This window comes from Fusobacterium perfoetens ATCC 29250 (genome assembly GCF_000622245.1).
Taxonomy (GTDB): domain Bacteria; phylum Fusobacteriota; class Fusobacteriia; order Fusobacteriales; family Fusobacteriaceae; genus Fusobacterium_B; species Fusobacterium_B perfoetens.
The window spans coordinates 219840-243543 of sequence record NZ_KK211416.1 but is presented as its reverse complement, the minus strand read 5'-3'; the positions used below and the strand labels follow the sequence as shown (position 1 = coordinate 243543).

Genomic DNA, 23704 nt, shown 5'->3' with positions numbered 1-23704 from the left:
CTCCTTATGAATGTTGTTCTCTTAAATATATAATATCTTCTTTTTCATCATATAAAAGTCCAACTATTTCTCCCCACATTGTAAATGGTATAATCTCCATTCCCATTACACACATATCCTCAGTAGGTGCTGGTGTCAATTCCAATTCATCTTCAATATTAACAAAGAAATCTCCCAAACAATTTTTTAACTCTTCTTTATCTATAAGCAATTCATCTTCAGGAGTTATTCCATAATTTTCTGTAAGAGCTTTAACAGATACAACTTTTTCTTTTAACTCATAATAATATTTTGCCATATTATAACAATAAAAACTTTCAATATAATATTCTAAATCTTGTTCCTCTTTAAAAATTATTCCCTCTATTTTATTTAAAATATTTTCTACATAATTTACTATTTTTATTTTTTTATCAAGATAATATTTTTTATTTTCTTCAAAATCTCTTTCTAAAATTTCATAAAGTCTTTCCACATCATTTTTTCCAAAACAATCTATATTTCCTAAAAACTCATACTTACCATCTTTTAATTTAAACCCAAAATAATAATTTTCAGAAAATTTATAGGACTTTATGCAAAAGATTCCATCAACTGTTAAAAAATGATAATCCCCTATTGTACAAATAGGTTTAAAATAATATTTTAATTTTTCATCTATAAAAACATCTTTGTAATTAGGAAAAAATTTTATATTTTTCATAATTCCTCCTATAATAAAAATGCTCATGACAAAATTGTTCCTTACTCTAAATTAAAGAACAATCAATGTCATAAGCATCACCTCTCTTCTAGTTATATTTATTTTACCAATCTCTTTCTCTTATAGCCTCTTCTATATCTATGTTTATGTCAAAATATTCAAGTATTTTCCCTACTGTTACTCCTATACTATCTCTTGCTACTGTTTCTATCTCACTATCGTTTTCATCAAACTCTTCTTGTAAATCATTAATTTTTTCTGTCATTTCATCAAGTTTCTCTTGAACTTCTTCTAAATCTTCATACTCTTCTTTTTCTAAAAATTCAACTACTTCTACTATACAATCTTTTACTTTATCTACTAAAAATCTTGGGTAGTAATCATCATTATACATATCTTTTAAATATACAAAATCAGAATTTAATTTTTTTGCCATAATTAAATACCTCCTATAAATTTTCTAAGATTTCTTTTGCAAAAGTTCTAATATTTTCATCATCATTTAATAAAAGTTTTTCTATAATATCTTTACTATTTTCTACTACAAAATTAGTATAATAAAAAGCACTATTGTATTCTCTTTCTAAGTCTTCCTCTTCAAAATGGGCTTCTATATATTCTTCTTCATCATCAAAATCTTCCAATTTTAAATCTATATTAAGAATATTTTTCATATCTGGATAAACTTCTAAATCATCAATGGATTCTTCAATAAAAAACTCTTTTTTTATATCTTTTATAGTTTCTGCTATTAATTTATAGATTTTTAATATATAGTAATATTCTTCCTTTTTATCTCCATATCCTTTTTCTAATTGACGAGTTAAAAAAATCATTACAAAAGGAGTTAAGGTCCAAAAAGTTGATTGATGTTCTATATTACTTTCTATATCCTTCAAAACTTCTAAATTAAGAAGATTCTTATTTTTTATATCTTCTCCTATCTTTTTACCACAGTTATAAGCTCCAAAAAGTTTTGTCCAGTCTATTTCATTAGCTTTCACTTTTTTTATATATTCAAGATTTCCATCAATATTTACCATTTTATTCTCCTAATAATTTATAAAGTTTCTCTATCTCGTTTTTTTCTAATGGCTCTACTAAAATATATTCCCCATCTATAAAGGAGTATTTATCCTTAGATAAATTTTGAATAAATTTAGTATAATCTATATCCCCAAGCATTTCATAAGAATTTTCATCATCAGGATTTCCATTTATAATTACAAAAATTAATCTCCAAAATTTTACATCCTCATTTTTTACTATATGGAGATTTTCATATTCAACACTTGGCTTAAATGGTAATATCGTTCTTACGCTTTCAGTTAAAGTATAAGCTCCAAATATCTCTTCATTATTATTTTTATAAAATCTTTGATTAGCAGAAAAAGCATCTATATATTGAATTTCTGTTATAATTTTACTAAAAGTTTCTACTGAATTTTTAGAATTCTTAATATCATTTAGTAATTCATTATTAAATGATATTGGTCTATATATTCCATAAAGTTTTGAAATTTCACTTCCTTTTTCCTTAAGATTATCTTCTAAACTTTGTATTCCATACTTTATATCTTCAATATATGGATAAGTTCTAATAGTTTCTAAAGTATAGTCTTCTCCATGCTCATTTACTATCTTGTTATTTTCTAAAAACTTTCCTAACTTTTCAATAAAATCAAATACTACTTCCCAATCTCCAATACTACAAGGAGTGAAAACTCTTATTCCATAGTATTTATTTTCCTTATTATATGAAAGTTCAAAACCTCTAGCACTTTTTTCCTCTTCTCCAAGAAGAATACATTCAAAATTTTCTAACTTTTCATTTAAAAATTTTTCTATATTTTCATCAGCTTCATCTAAAGTATATTGAGAAATTGTTTCTCCTATTTCTAAGACTTTTTCTATAGTTATACTTTCCTTATTTTTTAAATTTTTTATAAAAAAATTTATACTCATAAAACCTCCTATTCTTCATCTAAAGCTTCATAAAGTTTATCCAAAATAGGTATAATATCATCAGGTATTCCCTCTCCCCAACCTGGACTTTCTAAAACTTCTCCCTCTAAAGCTATATACATCTCTTCAGGTATCTTAGCTTTCATCTCATCTTCATCAACTTCTTCTGTCCAATCATATCCAGAATTATATGGATCACTCTTAGGGTCAAAAGCATATTTTTGATTTTTATAAAATCCTGAAATATAATTTTTCTCAAGAGTTTCAATAATATCATAATCTTCCAAAAGCCAAGAATCTTTCTTTTTACAATCCTCTCTATTTTCATATTGTTTAAAATCTTGAGGGTTCATATACCAATATAAAAATAGTGCTGTTCCTTTGTCAGTATCAGGTTGTTCTGCTATCCATTTAATAACTTCTTTAGAATTATCAAAGTTCCAATCTATTGCTAAAAGTTGTCTTGTCTCTGGAGAGTTTTTCTTTAAATAGTCTATAATCAATTCATTTTCTAACTCATCAAATTCATCTTCATCAATTTCTATGTTTTCCCAATCAAAATCTTCTCTTAAAATATCTTCTACTTTTAACATATGACATTCCTCCTAATCTATTATATTTTTTCAAAAATTTAATTTTAACTTTATTTATCTAAAATTTCTAAAGTCCTCATAGTTACATATTCTATATCTATTTTTTTTAAATCTTCTTCAATCAAAGAATAAATATTATCAAAACAAAGAATATTATCTCTATATTCATATTGTGCATATAGTTTTCCATATTCTGAAATCCACACTTCTGCTGGATAAATATATCCTATAACTCCAAGAGGTTGGCAAGTCTGCCCAGCTATTTTTTCTATCTCTTCTTTTCCTCTAGTTATCATATCCCTAAAAACTGCTTCTTCTAATTTATCCTTTATACCATTTTGAAGATAGGGAAAAAGCCCAAATTCAAAATAATTTTTTCTTTTTATATTTCTATCTGTAAAATACCATTCACTACATAATCCAAAATATTTTTTATAAAATCTCTTAGTAGTTTTCATCATTTCTAATCCATATTTCTGATAATGTTTTTCCACTATAGAAATATCAACACTTCTTCCCTTATACCAACCAGCACACTCTAGTAATTTTTTTACTTTTTCTTGCAAAGAACCTGTTATTTTAACTGGATTTTTTATCATAAAAACTCCCTCTAATTTATTGAATTATATCAATCTTCTTTAACAACAATCCCAATTATATATTACCTCATCAAAATTAAGTTCTTTTAAATCTTTTTCTCTTATAAAGAAATTAGCTATTCCACAATCTCCCCACATAATTTCATGCTCATCTGTTCCTTCGCTGTCTATTTGAAGAAGTAAAATATTATATCCAGATTTTAAATCTCTTATGTCACTTTGTGTAAAGTTAGGATAACCTCCTATTTTATGCCCTGCATCAAATAATTTTTCTCCAACTTCTTTATCTTCTTCTAATATGTCCCATATATCCCAATAACTTAAATATTCTCCATCTTTATATACTTTTAATATTTCTTGATATTTCTCTTTATTTTCAAGATGGAATTTTTTCATTTCCTCAGCTACTATTTCTCTAAAATCATCATTACTATCTGAAAAATATCCATCTTTTAATTCAAATTTTAAAGAAAATTCACTTTCTATTGGGAAATAACTATCTTCATCTTCATATGGTTTATATTTTCCTAAAATTTCTTCCTCAGTTACATTTTTATCAATTTCTTTATAATACACTACCTTATATCCATTTCCTAAAGGATTATCAAAATCAAGTCCAATACAATCATCATTTAATACCCAAAATTGTAACATTCCCTCTTTCATTGGATAAATATTATTTTCTGGTAATTCCTCTACATTTATTTGAGCAAGTAATGTAAATTGTCTATTTTCTTTATCTTTTGGAACTTCCTTATCTTTAGGTAAGTATGGAAGTCCCCCAAATTTACTTTGGAATAAATTAGGTTTATCGTCTGATACTTTTATTTTTATCATAGGTTTTTTATTTTTTTCTAAAATATCTAAAACAATTTTCTTAATTTCCTCATTAAATTTTAATTCCTCTTCTGTAAGTTTTTTCTTACCCATATTTACCTCCTACAACCACTCTATATTAATTTCTTTTCTCGGAGCAGTTCTTTGATAACTTATATCAGGATATCCTATCAACATACATGTACATACAACATTTCTTTTTAATTTGAATTTTTTAATAAGTTCCTCATTGCTAGTAATTCCCATTTCTATAAATCCACTAAAAAGAACTCCTAATCCCATCATATTAGCCATCATCTCTATTTTATCTCCAGCTAATACTCCATTAGTCTTATTTGAACTTGTGATTACTAAAACCATTGGTGCTTTAAAGAAAAGTTTATCATCTATACCACGATTTTCATACATTTCTACAAATAGACTTCTATATTTTCTTAGAAACATATTATTTTCTCCAGAATTAGTAAAATTATTTATTCCCTCCCAAACAAGTGGCTTAAATTCTTCCAATTTATCTTGAATAACATAATATTTTACATCTTGGATATTAGCTCCTGTTGGGCTATATCTTCCAACTTCTAATAATTTTTCAATAATATCTCTATCTATTTTTTTATCTTTAAAATGTCTGATACTTCTTCTTGACTTTACAAAATTTAAAAAGACTTCTGAATTTATTTTAGAATCTAAACTTTTTAATTCTTGTGTTTCTTCATATCCCTCAAAAGTTATAGCATTTGTTGGACACACAGCTACACAATGCCCACACATCATACAATCACTTTTTATCTTTATTTTTTCCTCTTCAAATATAATATTTTCTGGAAAACAATCCTTAATACACATTTTACATTTAATACATTTATTAGAGTCTACTCTAATCATAATTTTTTATTCCTCCCTAAAAGTTTCAATGTTTCTAGTAATATACATCATTACATAAAGAACTATCATTATTAAAATAGTTCCTGTCATAAGTGCATATTGTTCCATCTTTAAAATAGAATATAGTACTGCATATATTCCTGATAAGAATACAAAAATTCCTATACCATAATTATTATTCTTAGTTACTGCTTTTATATACAATGAATTTGGAATTACCACCATTAAAGTGGCTATTATATAAGCTAATTCAAAGCTAAAATATTCTGACATTGAAAGTAAAACCAAATAAAACATTGTAAGTGAAAATCCTACTACACCATATTGGATATAGTGAGTAAATCTTTTACTTGTTACTTCAAAAATATATACTACAAAAAGACTTAACATTATAAAAAGCATACTATATTTTACAGCTCTCATAACTTGTCTATAATGAGTTATTCCCTCATATAAATCTACTCCAATTTTTCCTTCTGATATATCAGAATAAAATCCATCTGCAAAATCCTGTTTATAATTTCTTACAAATGATGATATATCCCATTCTGCTTTAAATCCATTTTCATCAATTACTTTTGCACTTGGTAAAATTCCATAAAATTTTGGAGCTTTCCAAGGAGAAGTCACTTCAAAATGATTTTCCTTTCCAAAAGGTAAAATATTTATACCACCATTACCTCTTAGATTTAACTTAATAGAAAAAGTTATTTTTCCTTCTTCTAAATAATTTTTTTCTATAGTTCCCGATATTCCTGTACTTAAATTCCATTGTTTAAGTCCAGTCCCTGATGCTAAGTATATATCTTCCTCTCCTACTTGAAATTTTTCAACTTTCATTATAGACTTAGTATCTGTTATTCCTAATCCTATCCCAATATTATATGGGTACATATTAGCTGGCAATACATCTTTTAATTTTGGAAATTCTCCCTCTAATGTAACATCTCCATTATAAACTATTGTTTTATATATTCCCCTTTCTCTTACTTCGTCTTTTAAATCAACTTTTATATTTAGTTTATCTGGTAATACTATCCAATCTTTTACAATAGTTTTCTCTAATTTTTTTCCAGAATCATCATAACTTACTTCTTTATCACTATACGGAATTATTAAAAATGCTCCTGCAATAGTTTGTTTTTTACCCCATTCATTTCCAATTTCTTCTACCATATTTCTATATGAATAATCTCTTTCATCAATTATTCTATTTATAAAAAACATTGGTATTTGTAATAAAATAGCTAATATAAAAAGAAATCCTATTTTTTTTACAAGAGAGTTATTATCTCTTAAACTAATCATAAAATCCCTCCTTTAATTAGTCTAATTAAAATTTAATTTTTATAGTGTCCTCCTCAAAAGCCACTCCTTTTGATATTGTAATTGGTAATTTTTGATGTACTGAAAATCCAATAGTTTCTCCATCTTTTAATTCAACATTATTTCCAACTACATAATATATAATATCAAAGATAAAATCATATATATCAAAAGCCTCTTTTTTAGAATCTAAAATTTCTATCTCTTTTTTATCAAAAAATTTAAGTCCATCAGTATATCCACCTATTCCCTTCTTTGTACGATAAAGTCCTATATATACTATACTTTGAATTGGAAGTTCTTTCTCTTCTTTTAAATATTGTGTATGGCTTAAAAATTCTTCTCTTGCCATTACAGTAGGAGCTTTATAAATTCCTATTGTATTTTCTAATTTCAATACAGAGCTTGAAAGTTTTACAAAAAGTTTTCCTGTTTCTATTGGATTTTCTCCAAAAGTAGCTACAATCATTTGAGATTTATGTTTTGAAACTTTCTCTACTCCACCTTGCCATAAAAAATTATTTTTAGCATTTTCCTCTGCCTCTTTATTTGGAACAGGGGATTTAATAAAAGCTAATGAACCCCTCATTCCATCAATTTCAAAAACTAAAACATCATCTTTAATTTCAGATTTATCAATTTCTATTTCCCAATCTTCTTTTAAATTTTTTATTATTTCATCAAAATTGCAATTCTCATCTTCAAAAAGTATAAATCCATTTAAAATTTTTCTTTCTTTTTCCATAATTTTCTCTCCTTATATCATTATAAATTTTTAGTAAAGTCTATCCTTAAACCACTATTTTTAAGCAATTTTTCTATTCTCTCAAATTCTTTATAAGAAATCAAAAATACTCCATATGTATCTGAATCTAAATCAAAACTTGCTAGTAAAATATTTTTACTTTTAAATTCCTCATCAAAAATTTCACTCCAAGTAGTTATATCATCATCTTCGTCAAACTCTATATTATCCAAACTATAGTCATTAGAGATATTTTTTAATAAATTTTCAATCATTTTAAAATCTTCTAATTCACATTTCCAATCTAAATAATATAAATATCCATTTTTTTCTAAGATTTGAGATAATATATAAAATTTTACAAATTTTATCTCACTATTAGACATATTATCTATGTCTTTTTCCATATATATAAATTCTTTATTTTCTATTAAGTATTTTCTTATATTATCAAAACTACATTTTAATTGATTTATGACTTCATTATCTCCATTTGATATAATATTTCCTAACTCTATTAAAAGTCCATTATCAATCTTTTCATTTATACCATAATCTACTTTTTTCTCTTTAGGTTTTACAAGATAAGCTTTTTTTATCATATTATTTTCTAATATAAAGAAATATATTTTATCATTATCATAATCAGCATAACTAGAACATTTAATTTTTTTGTTTGAGCTTAGAAAATTACTCATTCTAATCTCTTCTAAAGATATTTTTTCATCTAATAAAATATCCTTTAAATCTTCCTTTTCTATCTCTTCATTATAAAAATCACTATCATTTATATTATCTATGATTTGAAATATAATAAAAGTTTCTATATCATTTGTAATTTTTGCCCAAGAATATAAATCATCATTAGTTGTTATATAAATTGGGGGATTTTCCAATTCTAAATCCTCTTTTTTTATTCCAGCATTCCATACACCTTGATTTTCACACCAAAATATAAGAAAATTATCTATTTTTTCTAACTCTTTCTTTATTTCTTCCTCTGAATACTCATCTTCTTCTAAGTCTTCCCTTAACCAATTATGAGAAAACTCTATATCTTCTAATTTAAAAAGTTCACTAAAAGAGGTATTTATATCTAAATCTCCACACTCATGGTAATATTCTCTTAAAATTTTAGGTAAAAATACTCCTAATCTTTTTTCTGTTTCCTCTATCTCTTCCCAACTTATTTTATATTTACTTTTATCAACAAAATGTTCTTTAAAATATTCTATTTCTATTTTACTAGGATTTTTATAAAAAGAATATATATCCTCTTCTTTTACTCTTTTTATTTTTCCTCTGTATAAAAATTTTACCATTTCTTCTGCTGACAGATTATATTTTTTCATAATTTACCTCTTTTATTCAGACATAATAAGTAATTCAAGAATTTCTGTATATCCTTTTTCACTTGCATAATATTCTGGAGTTTTTCCATTATTATCTGAAATCTTAGTGTCAGCTCCATGATTTATAAGTTCTAATACATTATCTTTTTTACCCCATTGAACTGCTATTATAAGTGGAGTTTCTCCACTTTTATTTCTAGCATTTACATTTCCACCATTTTCTAATAAAACTTTACAAATATTTTGATTATCCTTTTTAACACTGAAATGAAGTGGGGTTTCTCCATTATTATTAGCTAAATTTACATCTGCTTTATTTTCAATCAATAACTCTACTATATATTGATTCTCATTTTTTACAGCTAAAATAAGTGGGGTTTCTCCACTATCGTTTATATTATTTATTGTAGAGGAAGAAGATTTAAGAAGAGTTTTTACCACTTCACTTTGGTTATTATAACAAGCTTGATGCAAAGCTGTATTTCCAAAATTATCTTTTTCCCCTGTTGACAAAAAATTTACAAGTTCTTTTAATCCGTTGGTAGTAGCATAATCTATTGGTAAATGTCCATCATTATCTTTTAAAGTTGTATCAGCTCCAAGCTCTATACATTTAAAGGCAGCCTCACTTTTATTTTGCATAATAGCATAAATTATAGGTGTTCTTCCTTTAAAATCTGTGGCATTTATATCTCCACCATTTTTTACCAATATATCTAAAATTTCTTTATTTCCTTTCATAGCCCCTTGATGAAGAGGAGTTATACTGTTATTATCTCCTAAATTTATATCTGCTCCTGCTTCTATTAAAAGTTTAACTATCTCTCTATCTCCTTCACCACAGCTATAAAAAAGAGCAGTTCTTCCCATATCATCTCTTTCATTTACATCTATTTTTTTAGAGTTTAGAAATACTTTTATAACAGATTTTTGTCTATTTTTACAAGCTATTATAAACGAATTTACTCCCATAAGTCTAACCTCCTATATTTAAAAGATATTGTGCCAATTTTTCTTTTTTCATTTTTAAAGCTATATCCAAAGCAGTTTCCCCATTATTATTTGTAATAGAAGTATCTACATCATAATTTTCTAAAACTTCTAAAGCTTCTACTCCCTCTTCTTCTCTCCAAATATTAGGAAGTAACATAAGAGGAGTTTCACCATCTATATTTTTACTATTTGGATTAGCTCCACTTTCCATTAAAAGTTCTGTCATATCACCAATTTTATCTCCACCATTTTTAAATAATTTGTGAAGTGGTGTATTTCCATTTTTATCTCCTATGTTTACATCTGCTCCTCTATCTATTAATTTTTCAAAAATAATAAATTCTGCTTTTTCATCTTCTACCCAATTAAATCTATGTGATATACTACATATTAAATTAATTGGTGTATTATATTCATCATCAACATAACTATTTAAAAATTTTTCATCTTTAAGATAATATTTTGTTATCTCTTGAAAATTCTCTTTTGTTTTTTCCCCTTTGATATTTATACCTGTAGTCATCATAGTTTTTACAAAATAATAAAAACTACTTAATCCAGTTTCACCATTTCTTTCACAAACATTAGCTCCATTTTCTATAAGAAGTTTTACAATATTTTTTTGTAAATGTTTAGAAGCTATAGCAAGGGGAGAGAGTTTTTTTAACTCTCCCATATTTCCCTCATAAATTTCATTTAAGTTACTTTTTCTTGATATATATTCTTTTACTATATCTTCATATCCAAACCAACAGGCTTCATGTAAACCAATTCCAAAAGTTTTATCATCTTCACTTACACCTTTTAATAATGCACATGCTCTTTTATTTTTAGATTCAAAAGCCAAGTCATAAGCTAATTTATCTATTGCTGTTTTTGTTTCAACATCTATTCCAGAATTTAAAATTGCTTTTATAGTTCTTAAATATGGTTCTTCTTGTTTTCTATATTCTTCTTCTCTTTTTAAATAAAAATCTATTCTATGTAGAGAATTACAAACTATATGTAGTACATTCCAGCCATTAGATAAAATAACTTTATCATATTTTATTCCTAGCTCATTCATTATTTCAAAAATTATATATTTTTGAAAATCAGCACATTTATGATAAAACATCTCTCCTGATTCATCTCTTTTATTTATATTTCCACCATTTTCTACAAGAATTTTCATTATTTTTTTTATATCCTCGTATTTTTCTTCTGGATTTTTTATATCATTTAACATAAAAAATGGTGTTTTTCCATATTTATTAGTCTTAAAAAGCCTTGTTTTTCCTTGAAGTTTACCCATCATAAAAAAGTATTCAAAAATCTCACTATCTGCAAACTTTGTTGTAATATGAAAAACTGTATTTCCATAAGAATCTTCATCATCTATTTGATATTTTTCATACTCTTTTTTTCTTTCTTCAAAGGATAAATTTTTTCTATAAAGTTCTTCTAAAGAATATACATCAATTTCCATTATAACACCTCTTCAATCCAAGGATTTCTCAACCACTCTCCATCATCCTCATCATCTGTTTCAGTTAAAAGTCCCTCTAAAGCTTCTACTGTTTCATAATAACGATTATATGTTTCTGATGGGTCTTTTCTATAAGTCCAGAATAATCCACCTACAATGTAAGATATTCCAAACTCTTTCCAAGAATTAAATGTACCTATCATAACTCCTGCTATTTTATCTAAAATTTCCCAAGCTTCCTCTTCGTTAATATAATTCATAAAATATGCCCAACGAACTATTGCACTAGCTCTTCCGTAGTCCCAACCAAGCATAATATTTTCTGGTAATTTATCTTTAAAATATTTTGCAAATTCAAATCCATTTTTTGTAATTTCAACTTCTTCTTCATCCATATCTTCTGTTATTAACTCGTCAATAGTATTAGCATTTACATAACTTAAATATTCATCTGTATGTCCTTCATTTAATAACCAACCTATTGTATCATATACATCTTCTTTACTTTCTATTCCCCAAAATTCTGTAAGAATATAATTTATCTTTTCATTAAAGAAATCATCATGTTCTTCTACATCTAAAGTATCATTCTCATGTCCATTTATATAAGATAAAATTCCAGAAAGTAAAATTTCAAATTTTTCTATATATTCATCTCCATTTTTTACTTTTATTTTATTTCCATCAGGTAATGAATTATACATATTTTCAATTAAACTTCCAACACCCTCTAAAGATACATCTTCCTCTTCTCCATTTTCCAATCCATTCCACATATTCATTTGACTTTCATAATAATTTTGCATATCTTCTGGAGTCATTTTTGTAAAATCTTCTATTCCTGTCATTGCTTGAAATTGTTTCATTTGCTCTGATATCATATCTTGAAGTCCTGTATTTCCTGAGGAAAACATTTCATTCATAGCTTTTGTTATAGCTTCAGATTGAGAGGCTATTGCATCATTTCCTCTTTTAAGAGCTTCTTCTTTAGCTTCTTGAGTTTTTTGTAATATAGTTGCCATATCAACACCAGGAGCTACATTTTGAATAGCTTCTATATCTATTTCTTTTTCTAAATTAGATAAAGAATTTTCAAAAGCTTGTTTCATTAAATCTCCCATATTTTCAAAATTTTCTCCATAGACATCTTTCATATGTTCCTTCATTAATTTTTCCATTTCTTCTTGAGCTTTTTTCATTTCATTTGACATATAAATTCCTCCTGTTTAAAAATTTTTAAAGTAATTATAAAGACAAATTAATCCCAATCCTATTATCACAGAAATAAATATTACTATTGTAAATTTTAAATTATATTTAAGTTGTTTTAAGATAAATATTGTAGAACCTATTATCATATAAACAACAATTACAACACATATAAAGGCAACTATATCAAAATTTTTCATTTTTATCACTTACTTTTAATTAAGTTTGTTGATGAAAAGCTGTTACAATTTTACAATCTGGACAAATTTCTATATACAAAGTTCCCTCTGCTGAATCCATTATAGTGTCCCAATGAATTTGAGCAAGGTATTTCATTTTCTTTCCACACTCTGGACACTCCCTATATTCCCAATCTTGTACCCAACTAGCAAATCCACCTATAGTGCTTACATCATCTCCAAAAGCACCATAAAATAAAGGTTTTTCTTTAACTGAAACAACAAATTTATTATTTACCATTTCATCTATTATATTTTCACTAAAATAATTCTCTTCTTCTCCCTCATAATCTAAAACTTCACTTGTTCCATCAAGATTAAATTTAGTAGATATTCCTTCAGTTAAAGTTACACAATTAGGACAACAACTTACTGTAATTATTCCATCTAATCCTAAAAATGAAAATCTCTCATCTCTTCCATCTATTACTAGAATATCTATCATCTCTCCACCACAATGAGGACATTTTTCTCCTCTTTTTCTAGCTATAAAAGTTCCATTTTCATCTTTTTTCTCTCCTATATCAAAAGAGAAACATCTATCATAGTTAAGCTTTATATAGTTATTTTTACTATCAAAAGTCCAACCACCCTCTTCAGCATATATATCTGAATCTACATATAATTTTTTTCTCCAAGGTCTAGGGTTTATTTTGAGTTCATATAGAGTATCTTGAGATTTTTTATCTCCAATCATGGCAAGACATTGTAAAAATCTTCCACCATCATCAGCAGATTTTGTACTCATAATTTTTTCTATTATTATATCTCTAACCTCTTCACTAGCTTTATAATATAGTTCACTTGGATAGTAAATCTCTCTTTCACAAGCTACTTTAGAAATCTCTTTTATATCTGCTCCTCTAGTCATTAAATCTTGAAATATATCACATTCATCTGTTTGATAAAACTCATCTTCTGTTGAAGTTTTTAATCTTTCTATTACTTGATTTATTTTTTTCTGTATCTCATCTTCTGTCCAACTATTGACTTCCTCTCTGTGCTTTCTTTTTCTACATCTCCAACAAAGTCCTTCAAATCCTAAAGGTGTTCCACATTCTGGGCATTTATATTTTAAACTCATAACTACCTCCTATAGACTAAAAATCTCTTAATTCCTCAAATCTATCTAATAATTTATCTTTATTAATATTATCTGGTAAAATATCTAAAATATTACATAAAGCTGTATAAATTTCATCTCTTTCTTCTGTTTCTATAAATCTCATCTTATTAAATGTTTGAGTATAATTAGTTACTATTTCTAAAGCTTTTTTCTCTCTTTCTTCTTCTGTATCATTAGCTATTTTTAATAATGCTGAACGTGTTTTACGATATTGCTCTACTGCTTTTTTAGCTGAAGATACAGGAATATGTTCTGCTCCGTCCCAAGCTCTAAAAGGATTATCTAAATTTTGTGCTAACCATTCTGATTTACGAGGTTTTGTAATTCGTAAACTTATTCTAGGATTTTTTTTCCAAAGGTTTTTTACTGTTTTAGCTACTTCTTCTGGAAAACTAGTTAGCCAAAGCCAATTAAGCTTAGGTAATTCTTCTGGAGTTGGAATATCTTCTTTAGTAAATCCAAATAAATCATATGTAGAAAATATTTCTAATTCCTTAAATTCTTTTAAAGAAGAAAAATTTTTAATATTTCCTGGCTTTCCCCACAATCTTAGTTCTTTTAGATGAGAATGAATATCAGGAAGTTCAATCATATCAAAACTTTTTATATTAATTCCATGAAGAGTTTTAAGATTTGATAATTCTTTATGTGATTGATAATTGCCAATAAATTGTATCATCAACTCTTCTCCATTATTAGGAGCATGAATTACACAATTATCCAATTCTTCATTTTGAAATAACAGTTGTTCTACCTCTTCTCCTAACCATAATTCTTCTAATCCTTTCATATCAAGCATTAACTTACTAATACTTGTTCCTCTAAAATCTAGTTTTTTTTGATTATGATTAATTAAAGTAAGTTCATATATAAAAGGAGATTCTTTTAAAAATTCTAATAAATCATTATGCCATTTCTCACAAATAATCTCAGAAAGACATGGTAACTTTAATAATTCTAATGTAGAATCAAAAGGAGTATATTTATCCATTATTCTATGACTACCTAATTTTATAGAATATCCATCTATATCTATTTCATCTTCACTTTCCATAGCTTTTTTAAAGGCTATTCTTTTTTCTTCTGGTATTTTTTGCCATTTTAATTGATAATAAATATCATCACTATTATTCCAAGTTCCATATGTATTACTTTTTTTAGTAATAATTGGAGAAATATTTCCTACATATTGTAATTCCTCTGGTATTTCTTTTTCTACATTAATCAAGCAAAGAGATTTTTCCCAATACATAAAATCTTTGTACAATGGTTGAAGATTTTTTAATTGATTTTTATTTAAAGGTTCTGTTCCTGTCCAATTTAATTCTAGCTTAGTAATAGTTTTTTCAGAAATATCAGTAATTTGACAAGCTATATAACAACCTAATTTTTTATGATAAGTAGTATAAATATCCCCAACTTTAACTTCCATATATTTACCTCTCTATAAATTATTTTTTTATCCATTCAAATATACAAATAATAATTATTATTGCCCCAAATAGTCCTGTAAAAAATCTAAATCCACCTTCTCCAAAGATTTCATAAACAGTTCTCATAAATCTTTTTGAGCCTGTAGGGTCACAAATCCAGCTCCATTTAAAAATAGCTCCGAAGAAAAATATTCCTCCGATAATTATTCCAAAAAGATAGGGATATTTCTTTATATAGGGTTCTATGGTTTCCATAAATTTTACATATAAATCACTAATAGGATTATTCATATTTTTCTCCTTTCTCAGATTTATCTAATAAAAAAATGCTCATGACAAAATTATCCTTTGTTTACAAAAAATAATTTTCATAAGCATCACCTCTCTTTCAAGTTAAAAAATATTTGTCTTTTTGTTTAAAATTGTACCACTTTTTTTTTTTTTTTTGACAAGATGTTTTATTTTTGTTGTGTTTTTAGAGAATAAATTATAATATATCCTAAACTAATGATAAATAATATAATCAAACTATATAAAATATATTCTATATTATGAATATGAAGATATCCATAAAAACCTTTATAATAAGTTCCATCCCAATCAGTTATTGTAACTGGATGAATAAATGAATCGACATAAAAATACATTATTCCTATGAAGCTAATAACTAATAAAAATAAAAAAACTTTGATTGTTTTAGGTATTATTTTTCTATCTTCTATTTTTTCTACTATTTCACAAAAATTCTCTTCATAATTTTCTATCTCATCTTTTAATAAATAGTCTATTGTTACATTAAAATAATAACTAAGTTTTATTATCTTTTCTATCTCAGGAAAAGATTTATTAGATTCCCATTTTGTAATTGTTTGTCTAGAAACATTTAATTTTTCTCCCAATTCTTCCTGAGTTATTCCTTTTCTTTTTCGTTGAATTTGTATTTTATTTCCAAAGTTCATAGATACCTCCTTTCTTCATTCTAGTTATAACCTCTTTTTTTATAAAATGCAACCAACTATATACATACTTTTTGGCAACTTTAAATTTACATTTTATTATTTTTATCTTTTATTTTTTTTATTACTTATTTCAATTTTATTTCATTTTTCCATTTATTTTAATTATACCACATAATTTAAAAAAATCAGGTGTTAGTTTTATTATTTTTTTATGCAAATTTTTTTAATTTTTTATATTAATTTTATTTTTATATAATTTTTTATAATAAAAAAGAAGATACTGTACATTTTTACAATATCTTCTTCATAAAAGTTTTTTAGGAAATTCTATTATTTTTTATATTTTGCATAAAATTCTTCTATTAATTTATCTGTATCTAGATTGTTAGCTTCTATATCTTTAAAGTATCTATATGTTCCAACTTTTAATTCTAATGTTGCATCTTCGTCAGAAACTATTATTCCACTTCTATGTAATTGAAGAGCTGATATTGTCCACATATGATTTACTCCCTCTTCTACTGCATAGTGTAAAGCTCTAGCTTTTGAAGCTCCATTTACTAGTATTAATACTTCTTTAGCATCCATAACAGTTCCTACTCCAACAGTTAAAGATACTTTTGGTACTTTTGTTAAATCTCCACCAAAGAATCTAGAGTTTGCTATTATAGTATCTTTTGTTAATTCTTTACTTCTTGTTCTTGAAGATAGAGAAGAACCTGGTTCATTGAAAGCAATATGTCCATCTGGTCCAATTCCTCCAACAAATAAATCTATTCCTCCATAAGAAGCTATTTTTTCTTCATATCTTCTACACTCTTCGATTTCTTCTTCTTCGTTTTTAACCATTCCATTTAACATATTTACATTTTCAGGTTTAATATTTACATGGTCAAATAAATTATCATGCATATATCTCCAATAACTTTGAGGATTATCTTTATCTAGTCCAACATATTCGTCCATATTAAATGTTACTACATTTTCAAAAGATAAAATTCCATCTTTATAGAATTGAACTAATCTTTTGTACATTCCAACTGGTGTTCCTCCTGTAGGTAGACCTAAAACAAAAGGTTTTTCTGGTGTAGGATTAGCCTCTATTATTCTTTTTGCTACATGCACAGCAGCCCAGTCTCCAATATTTTTTTCTGTGATTATTAATCTCATTATTATCCTCCTATCTAGATTTGTTTATTTATAATTTAAATTTACTAACTATTTCTATGGCATCTCCAATATATCTTTCTGCTAATTTTTTATCACCAGCAATTAGAGATACATATATTACATCTATTATTGTAAGCTGAGAAATTCTAGAATATAAAGATGTTGACCTAAAATTATTTTTTTCTATAACTGTATTAAGTTGAATATCTGCTAATTTTTTTATAGGATTATCACTTTTTTGAGTAACTGAAATTATTTTTATTTTTCTTTTTTTTGCTAATTCCACAAGATGATAAATTTCTAAAGTTTTACCACTTTGAGAAATTACAAATAATACATCATTTTCTTCTAAAGTAGGAATAATAGTTAACTGTGTATGATAATCTTTTTCACATATTGAGTTCATTCCTAATTCTAAAAGTTTATAATGTAAATCTTTTGCTACAACTCCTGAATATCCAGCACCTATAATCATTATTTTTCTTGCTTTTTTTAAAGATAAAACTGTTTCTTGAATAGTAGCTATATCTATCATTGAATAAGTATCTTCTATTATATTTGTATTAATTCTTATAACATTTTTTATAACATCATGAATTTCTCCATTTTCAGAAAAGTTTTCATAAGTAAAAGTTACTTTTTCTTTTGCTTCTCTTCTTCCAAGTTCTTTACTAAAATCTACTTTTAACTCTGGAAATCCAGAATAACCTAATTTTTTTGCAAATCTTACTACAGATGCTTGACTTGTATTACATTCTTCTGCTATTTCATAAGTATTCATATACATTATTTTATCTGTATTTTCTATAATAAATTTATAAATATCTTTCTCTTTAGATGTAAATTTATCTTTTAGAGAATTCATTCTAAATATTATACTCATTTTTGCCTCCTACTTCTTTGCTTTGGAATGTATCTTTTATTTTTAATTTTTTTTCAATTTCATTAAGAATTCCTCTTTTATTTGAACTCCATTTTGGTTCAAATAAATCTTCTTTTTTAGCATCTCCTGTAAGTCTATGTACAACTATATTTGAATCTAACCTTTCCAATAATTCTACCACTATATCTGTATATTCATTTTGAGTATAAATTTTGAAAGGAGATTTTTCATAATATTTTAATAATTTACTATTTTTCAAAATATATAATAAATGAATTTTTATTCCCCAAGACTTAACAAAATTTATAATTTCAATAGTTTTATATAAATCTTCTTTTGTTTCATTAGGTAATCCAACTATCATATGAGTAACAAACTTTATATTTTTTTCTCTTAAATTTTTTGTAGCCTCTAAATAACAATCTAATTTATATCCCCTATTGATAATTTTAGCTATTTCATCATTGGCAGTTTGAAGTCCTAATTCTATCCAAAGAAATGTTTTTTTATTAATTTCATTCAAAAGTTCTATAATTTCCAAAGAAAGACAATCAGGTCTTGTTGCTATTGCTATCCCTATCACTTTCGGATGCTCTAAAGCTTCATAATATTTTTTTCTCAAATTTTCAACACTATCATAGGTATTGGTAAAATTTTGAAAATAAGCAATTACTTTTTCATCTTTTATTTTATTTTTCATAAAGTTTAATTGCTCATCTATTTGTTCTCTTATACTTTTACATCTACTTCCAGCAAATTCTCCACTTCCAGAATCACTACAAAATAAACATCCTTCTCTTGAAATTTTTCCATCTCTATTTGGGCAAGTAAAGCCACCATCTAAAGAAACTTTATATATTTTTTCTTTAAAATTTTTTCTAAAAAAAGAATTAAGTTTATAAAATCTATCATTATTCATTTTCTTTATTTTTTTCCTCTAGTTTAGATTTTCTATAATTTTCAGCTTCAATTTTTGAAAAAATACATCCACAATAATCTTGCCTATATAAATTATATTTATGAGAGATTTTTATCCCTTCTTGATATCTTCCTTTCTTTTTAAAATCTCCATACAAAAAGTTTATAGAATATTTTTTTCCTAAATCTTCTCCAATTTCATTTATCCAATTTGCTTTTTTTAGAGGACTGATTGATAATACTGTTGTAAAATAATCAAAATTATTTTCAAATGCAAACTTTGCTGTTTCTTCCATTCTAAGAGAGTAACATTTATAACATCTTTCTCCACCCTCTTTACAATTTTCAAAACCTTTTACTTTAGCAAAAAAATCTTCTACAACATTATATCTTCCTTCTATTACTTTAATATCCTCTCCTATATCACTAACATATTTTTTCATCTCTTCAAGTCTTAAAATATATTCATCTTTCTCAGTTATATTAGGATTATAGAAAAATATTGAAATATCAAAATAATTTTTTAAAGTTTCTATTACCATTGTGCTACAAGGAGCACAACAAGTATGAAGTAAAAGTTTTGGTTTATTTTCAAGAATTTCTATTTTTTTTAATTGTTCCATCATTTTTAAATCATAATTTATTTTTACCATTTTCTACCTCTTGCTTATATTGTAATACATTATCTTTTTAATATCAAGTATTATTTTTACAAAAAATATATATTTTTGAATTTTTAAATCATAATTTTTTCATAAATATTTTTTCTAAAAATTTAACACATTTTTTATTTATAAAATTTTTTATATTATACTTTTTTTACATAAAAATTTAAAATTATTTTTTATTTTTCTAATACTTATAAAAAAAAGGATTAATAATTTTCTTTTATAAAATAAAAGGATTGATTTCTAAATTAAGAAATCAATCCTCAATATTTACATCATTCCCCAAAAATTATTACTAATGTTTATACATAATCAAAATTATCTTGAGATTCTAACCAACTTTTACTTCCTATATGTAAAACAAATAATAATACTGCTGATATTATATATCCTAAAACAAATTGAGATGTTGGATAAAATCCTAAAGAAGCACTATGAACAAATCCAAATAAAGATAATATAGCTGCCACTAACATTGTCATTGCTGCTTTATTTAATTTTCTTTCTATTATAAAAGCTGTCATAGCTCCAGCTAAAATTCCTACAATAATTGCTCCAGCTTTTACCTCTGGAATTCCTCTCCACATAACTCCAGCATTCATTATCATAGTAGTTACTTCTGGATTATATCCATTTACTCCAGAAGCTGTAACTTCAGTCCAAATATTTGCAAGTCCTATAGAACCAGTTATCTGGGTAAATAAAAAGTCTGCTACTGGTGGAACCATTGATACTGTAATAGCTGCAAAATATTTTCCTTCACATACTCTAAATGCTTGTGAAACCATTATAACAGCACACCATAAATAAGTTATTCCACATATAGCTGGTGGAACTAACTCGCTAAAGAAAGTAAATAATCCAAATACTCCAGCTACAAAAAAGATTAATCCTGATACTAATGAGAATCCTATTCCAGCATCAGCTTTTTTAAGTCCAGCATGACCTAGCCAAACTGTATTAGGGACAACCCCTCCAAATAAAGCTGAAACCATAGTACAAATTCCATCAGCGAATTGAGCTTCTCTTACACTATAATTGTCTCCAGCTGCATTAGCTGCCTCAACATTATCCATTGTTTCAACAAAATTATAAATTTCAATTGGAATTATAATTGTTAAATAAGGAGCAACCACAGTAAATCCATTTATTAAATTTTGAATAGTATTTACTGGATTAGGAAAATAAATACCAACTCCTGTAAAGTCAATTTGAGTTCTTCCTAAACAAAAAGCATAAATTACCCCTCCAACAACAGCTACTACTAAAGGTGGAAGTTTTTTAGGAAATAAATATCCACCAAATAATCCTACCATAGCAACTATAAAAATTGGGAATCCTACAACAGGGTCACTAAATATATCAAATAATCCTTGAGTAGCCATCCAAATAAACCCTATTCCAGCAACTGTTCCTAAAAGAGCCGCACGAGGAATATTATTTTTCATCCAAGGACCTATAAATCCACCTGAAAATTCAACTACTCCACCTATAAAACAAGCTGCCACAGCTGCTGACCATGTAAGTTGAGGGTCACCTAAAGCATAATGAAGTGGCATTATAACTCCATATAAAATAACAAACATTGCTGGAGTTGATACTCCTGATGGAAGAGCTGTTACATCATTTCTTCCCTCTTTTTTAGCTAGTTTCATAGCCATATAAACATAATAGATACAACTTAAAGCTAATCCTATTGACATTCCAGGGATAACTTCTCCATAAACTATTTCATTTGGCCATCCCAAAACTCCTGATAAAGTAGCAATTACTATAAGATAATTTATAATGTTGTTTGTTACAACATATGTAAGAGCTCCTATATCTCCCTTTTTAAACCATGGTATTTTATAATTATCTATCATTATTTCTCCTTATGAAAATCTAAATTTATTCTGCCTCTAAACTAATAAAATCAAATTTTAAAACATCAAAAAGTCCTCTATCAGTTATTTTTATTTCTGGGATAACTATTAAAGACATAAAACATAAAGTCATTACAGGTTCAACATTTCCATGAATTCCTAATTCTTTATAAGCTTTTTCATGAAGTGAAGTAAGTTTTTTATCTACCCATTCTCCAGTTTGGTCACTCATAAGACCAGCTATTGGCATAGGCATACTCTCTATTACTTCATTACCTTTTACTAAAATAACTCCTCCCTCTTGTTCTATTAACTTTTCAACAGCAAGAGTCATCTCTTCATTACTTGTTCCTACAACAATTATATTATGAGAATCATGAGCTACTGATAAAGCTACAGCTCCTTTTTTAATTCCATATCCTCTTAAAAATCCTACTGCTACATTTCCTGTATTTTTATGTCTTTCTATCACAGCAACTTTTACTATATCTTTTTCTTCTTCAAATACAAAATCATTATTTTCATCAAGAGTAATTTCAGCTACACTTTTCTTTGTAACAACTCCTCCTGGTAAAATATCAATTATATGTACTTTATTTGATTTTAAATTAAGTTTTAATTTTTCAATAGAGAAATCTTTAACATGCATACTTCCTCTAACAGAGCTAGTATCATATTTTTTAGTTTCTAAAAGATATTTTCCATCTCTTGCAACTTCTTTTCCTTCTATAAAAACATTTGTAACTTTGAAATCTTTTAAATCTTCTAATAATACTATATCAGCACGAAGACCTGGAGCAATAGCTCCTCTATCATTTAATCTAAAACATTCAGCAGCATTTATTGTGGCCATTTGAATAGCTGTTATTGGGTCAATTCCCTCTTCTACACAAATTTGTAAATGATTATCTAAATGTCCTAATTCTAATATTGTTTTTGGTTGTCTATCATCAGAACATAGTAAACATCTTCTACTATTTTCTTTAGTAACACCTTTTAATAAATTTCTTAAATCATGACAAGCTGAACCTTGTCTTAATAAAACATAAATTCCTCTTGAAATTCTATCCTCTAAATCTTCAACTGTTGCACACTCATGGTCTGTTCTCACTCCAACAGAAGCATAAGCATTTAGATTATTTCCAAAAAGACTTGGACTATGTCCATCTATTAATTTATTAGATTCTTTAGCCACCATAACTTTATCTAAAATATCACTGTCAGCTGCTACTACTCCTGGGAAATTCATAAGTTCTCCAAGTCCTAAAACATTATCTCTTAAAATTGGCTCTTTCATTTCCTTAGCATTTATAATGGCTCCAGCATTTTCAAATGGAGTACATGGAACACAAGATGGTATCATATATTTTATATCTAATACTGTATTTTTGGCAGCTTCCATCATATAATCTAAACCATTTATTCCACAAACATTTACTATTTCATGTGGGTCAGCTATTATACAAGTTCCCCCATGAGGCACCAAAAGTCTTCCAATTTCTTCTGGAGAAACATAAGATGATTCTATATGAATATGACTATCTATAAAACCAGGTGTAGCATATTTTCCACACCCATCTATAGTTTCTTTTCCTTGATAACTTCCTATTCCAGCAATTAATCCCTCTACAACAGCTATATCTCCTTCAATAATTTTTGAAGAATATACATCTACAACTTTACAATTTTTTATAACTAAATCGGCTGGTACTCTTCCAGCAGCAACATCAACAAGTTTCTTTAAAATTTCTTTAGTCATTTTATCCTC

The 23704-nt window shown here is 26.2% G+C and carries 25 protein-coding genes; all 25 read right to left on the bottom strand.

Annotated features, from left to right (window positions below; genetic code table 11):
- Window positions 1-4: 4 nt before the first annotated feature.
- A complete protein-coding gene (locus T364_RS0108020; protein ID WP_027129121.1) occupies window positions 5-703 on the bottom strand; it encodes a hypothetical protein in 699 nt (232 codons plus the stop codon).
- Between the two features lie 103 nt (window positions 704-806).
- Entirely contained in the window at window positions 807-1139 is a 333-nt protein-coding gene (locus T364_RS0108015; protein ID WP_027129120.1) for a DUF5713 family protein, read from the bottom strand.
- Between the two features lie 13 nt (window positions 1140-1152).
- A complete protein-coding gene (locus T364_RS0108010; protein WP_027129119.1) occupies window positions 1153-1746 on the bottom strand; it encodes a hypothetical protein in 594 nt (197 codons plus the stop codon).
- 1 nt (window position 1747) lies between these two features.
- The gene (locus T364_RS0108005) at window positions 1748-2668 is read right to left on the bottom strand and encodes a DUF4299 family protein (protein WP_027129118.1); all 921 of its coding nucleotides are present in this window, start codon (window positions 2666-2668) and stop codon (window positions 1748-1750) included.
- 8 nt (window positions 2669-2676) lie between these two features.
- The gene (locus T364_RS0108000; protein ID WP_035945579.1) at window positions 2677-3261 is read right to left on the bottom strand and encodes a DUF4274 domain-containing protein; all 585 of its coding nucleotides are present in this window, start codon (window positions 3259-3261) and stop codon (window positions 2677-2679) included.
- A 50-nt stretch (window positions 3262-3311) separates the two neighbouring features.
- Entirely contained in the window at window positions 3312-3860 is a 549-nt protein-coding gene (locus T364_RS0107995) for an SUKH-3 domain-containing protein (RefSeq protein WP_027129116.1), read from the bottom strand.
- Window positions 3861-3899: 39 nt separating this feature from the next.
- Window positions 3900-4790: a YwqG family protein gene (locus T364_RS0107990; protein ID WP_027129115.1), complete on the bottom strand. Its 891-nt coding sequence runs from the start codon at window positions 4788-4790 to the stop codon at window positions 3900-3902.
- 9 nt (window positions 4791-4799) lie between these two features.
- Entirely contained in the window at window positions 4800-5582 is a 783-nt protein-coding gene (locus T364_RS0107985; protein WP_027129114.1) for a nitroreductase family protein, read from the bottom strand.
- Window positions 5583-5588: 6 nt separating this feature from the next.
- Complete coding sequence (creD, locus tag T364_RS0107980) at window positions 5589-6890, bottom strand: cell envelope integrity protein CreD (protein ID WP_027129113.1); 1302 nt, start codon at window positions 6888-6890, stop codon at window positions 5589-5591.
- A gap of 25 nt (window positions 6891-6915) precedes the next feature.
- On the bottom strand, window positions 6916-7653 hold the full coding sequence (locus tag T364_RS0107975) for a DUF4261 domain-containing protein (RefSeq protein WP_035945577.1): 738 nt from the start codon (window positions 7651-7653) through the stop codon (window positions 6916-6918).
- Between the two features lie 20 nt (window positions 7654-7673).
- Window positions 7674-9005, bottom strand: a complete 1332-nt coding sequence (locus T364_RS0107970; RefSeq protein ID WP_027129111.1) for a DUF6630 family protein — start codon at window positions 9003-9005, stop codon at window positions 7674-7676.
- 12 nt (window positions 9006-9017) lie between these two features.
- Complete coding sequence (locus tag T364_RS0107965) at window positions 9018-9977, bottom strand: ankyrin repeat domain-containing protein (protein WP_027129110.1); 960 nt, start codon at window positions 9975-9977, stop codon at window positions 9018-9020.
- 4 nt (window positions 9978-9981) lie between these two features.
- On the bottom strand, window positions 9982-11466 hold the full coding sequence (locus T364_RS0107960; protein WP_027129109.1) for an ankyrin repeat domain-containing protein: 1485 nt from the start codon (window positions 11464-11466) through the stop codon (window positions 9982-9984).
- Complete coding sequence (locus tag T364_RS0107955; RefSeq protein ID WP_027129108.1) at window positions 11466-12677, bottom strand: DUF1266 domain-containing protein; 1212 nt, start codon at window positions 12675-12677, stop codon at window positions 11466-11468. Before T364_RS0107955 ends, T364_RS0107960 begins: the two co-directional genes overlap by 1 nt.
- 15 nt (window positions 12678-12692) lie before the next feature.
- The gene (locus T364_RS0107950; protein ID WP_027129107.1) at window positions 12693-12875 is read right to left on the bottom strand and encodes a hypothetical protein; all 183 of its coding nucleotides are present in this window, start codon (window positions 12873-12875) and stop codon (window positions 12693-12695) included.
- Between the two features lie 19 nt (window positions 12876-12894).
- The gene (locus T364_RS0107945; RefSeq protein WP_027129106.1) at window positions 12895-13998 is read right to left on the bottom strand and encodes a hypothetical protein; all 1104 of its coding nucleotides are present in this window, start codon (window positions 13996-13998) and stop codon (window positions 12895-12897) included.
- A 16-nt stretch (window positions 13999-14014) separates the two neighbouring features.
- Complete coding sequence (locus T364_RS0107940) at window positions 14015-15472, bottom strand: hypothetical protein (RefSeq protein ID WP_027129105.1); 1458 nt, start codon at window positions 15470-15472, stop codon at window positions 14015-14017.
- Between the two features lie 19 nt (window positions 15473-15491).
- Window positions 15492-15764 (bottom strand): Imm17 family immunity protein, encoded by a 273-nt coding sequence (locus T364_RS0107935; protein ID WP_081775689.1) that lies wholly within the window; start codon window positions 15762-15764, stop codon window positions 15492-15494.
- Window positions 15765-15931: 167 nt separating this feature from the next.
- Window positions 15932-16432 (bottom strand): helix-turn-helix domain-containing protein, encoded by a 501-nt coding sequence (locus T364_RS10980; RefSeq protein WP_051532696.1) that lies wholly within the window; start codon window positions 16430-16432, stop codon window positions 15932-15934.
- A gap of 330 nt (window positions 16433-16762) precedes the next feature.
- Window positions 16763-17602 (bottom strand): glucosamine-6-phosphate deaminase, encoded by an 840-nt coding sequence (gene nagB, locus T364_RS0107925; protein WP_027129103.1) that lies wholly within the window; start codon window positions 17600-17602, stop codon window positions 16763-16765.
- A 28-nt stretch (window positions 17603-17630) separates the two neighbouring features.
- On the bottom strand, window positions 17631-18485 hold the full coding sequence (locus T364_RS0107920; protein ID WP_027129102.1) for a MurR/RpiR family transcriptional regulator: 855 nt from the start codon (window positions 18483-18485) through the stop codon (window positions 17631-17633).
- Window positions 18469-19404, bottom strand: coding sequence for a tRNA modification radical SAM protein MnmL/YtqA (gene mnmL / locus T364_RS0107915; RefSeq protein WP_027129101.1), 936 nt, complete (start codon window positions 19402-19404; stop codon window positions 18469-18471). Before mnmL ends, T364_RS0107920 begins: the two co-directional genes overlap by 17 nt.
- On the bottom strand, window positions 19397-20056 hold the full coding sequence (locus T364_RS0107910) for an epoxyqueuosine reductase QueH (RefSeq protein ID WP_027129100.1): 660 nt from the start codon (window positions 20054-20056) through the stop codon (window positions 19397-19399). Before T364_RS0107910 ends, mnmL begins: the two co-directional genes overlap by 8 nt.
- Before the next feature lie 317 nt (window positions 20057-20373).
- Window positions 20374-21936: a hypothetical protein gene (locus tag T364_RS0107905; RefSeq protein WP_027129099.1), complete on the bottom strand. Its 1563-nt coding sequence runs from the start codon at window positions 21934-21936 to the stop codon at window positions 20374-20376.
- Window positions 21937-21961: 25 nt separating this feature from the next.
- Window positions 21962-23695 (bottom strand): adenine deaminase, encoded by a 1734-nt coding sequence (gene ade, locus T364_RS0107900; RefSeq protein WP_027129098.1) that lies wholly within the window; start codon window positions 23693-23695, stop codon window positions 21962-21964.
- Window positions 23696-23704: the final 9 nt, after the last annotated feature.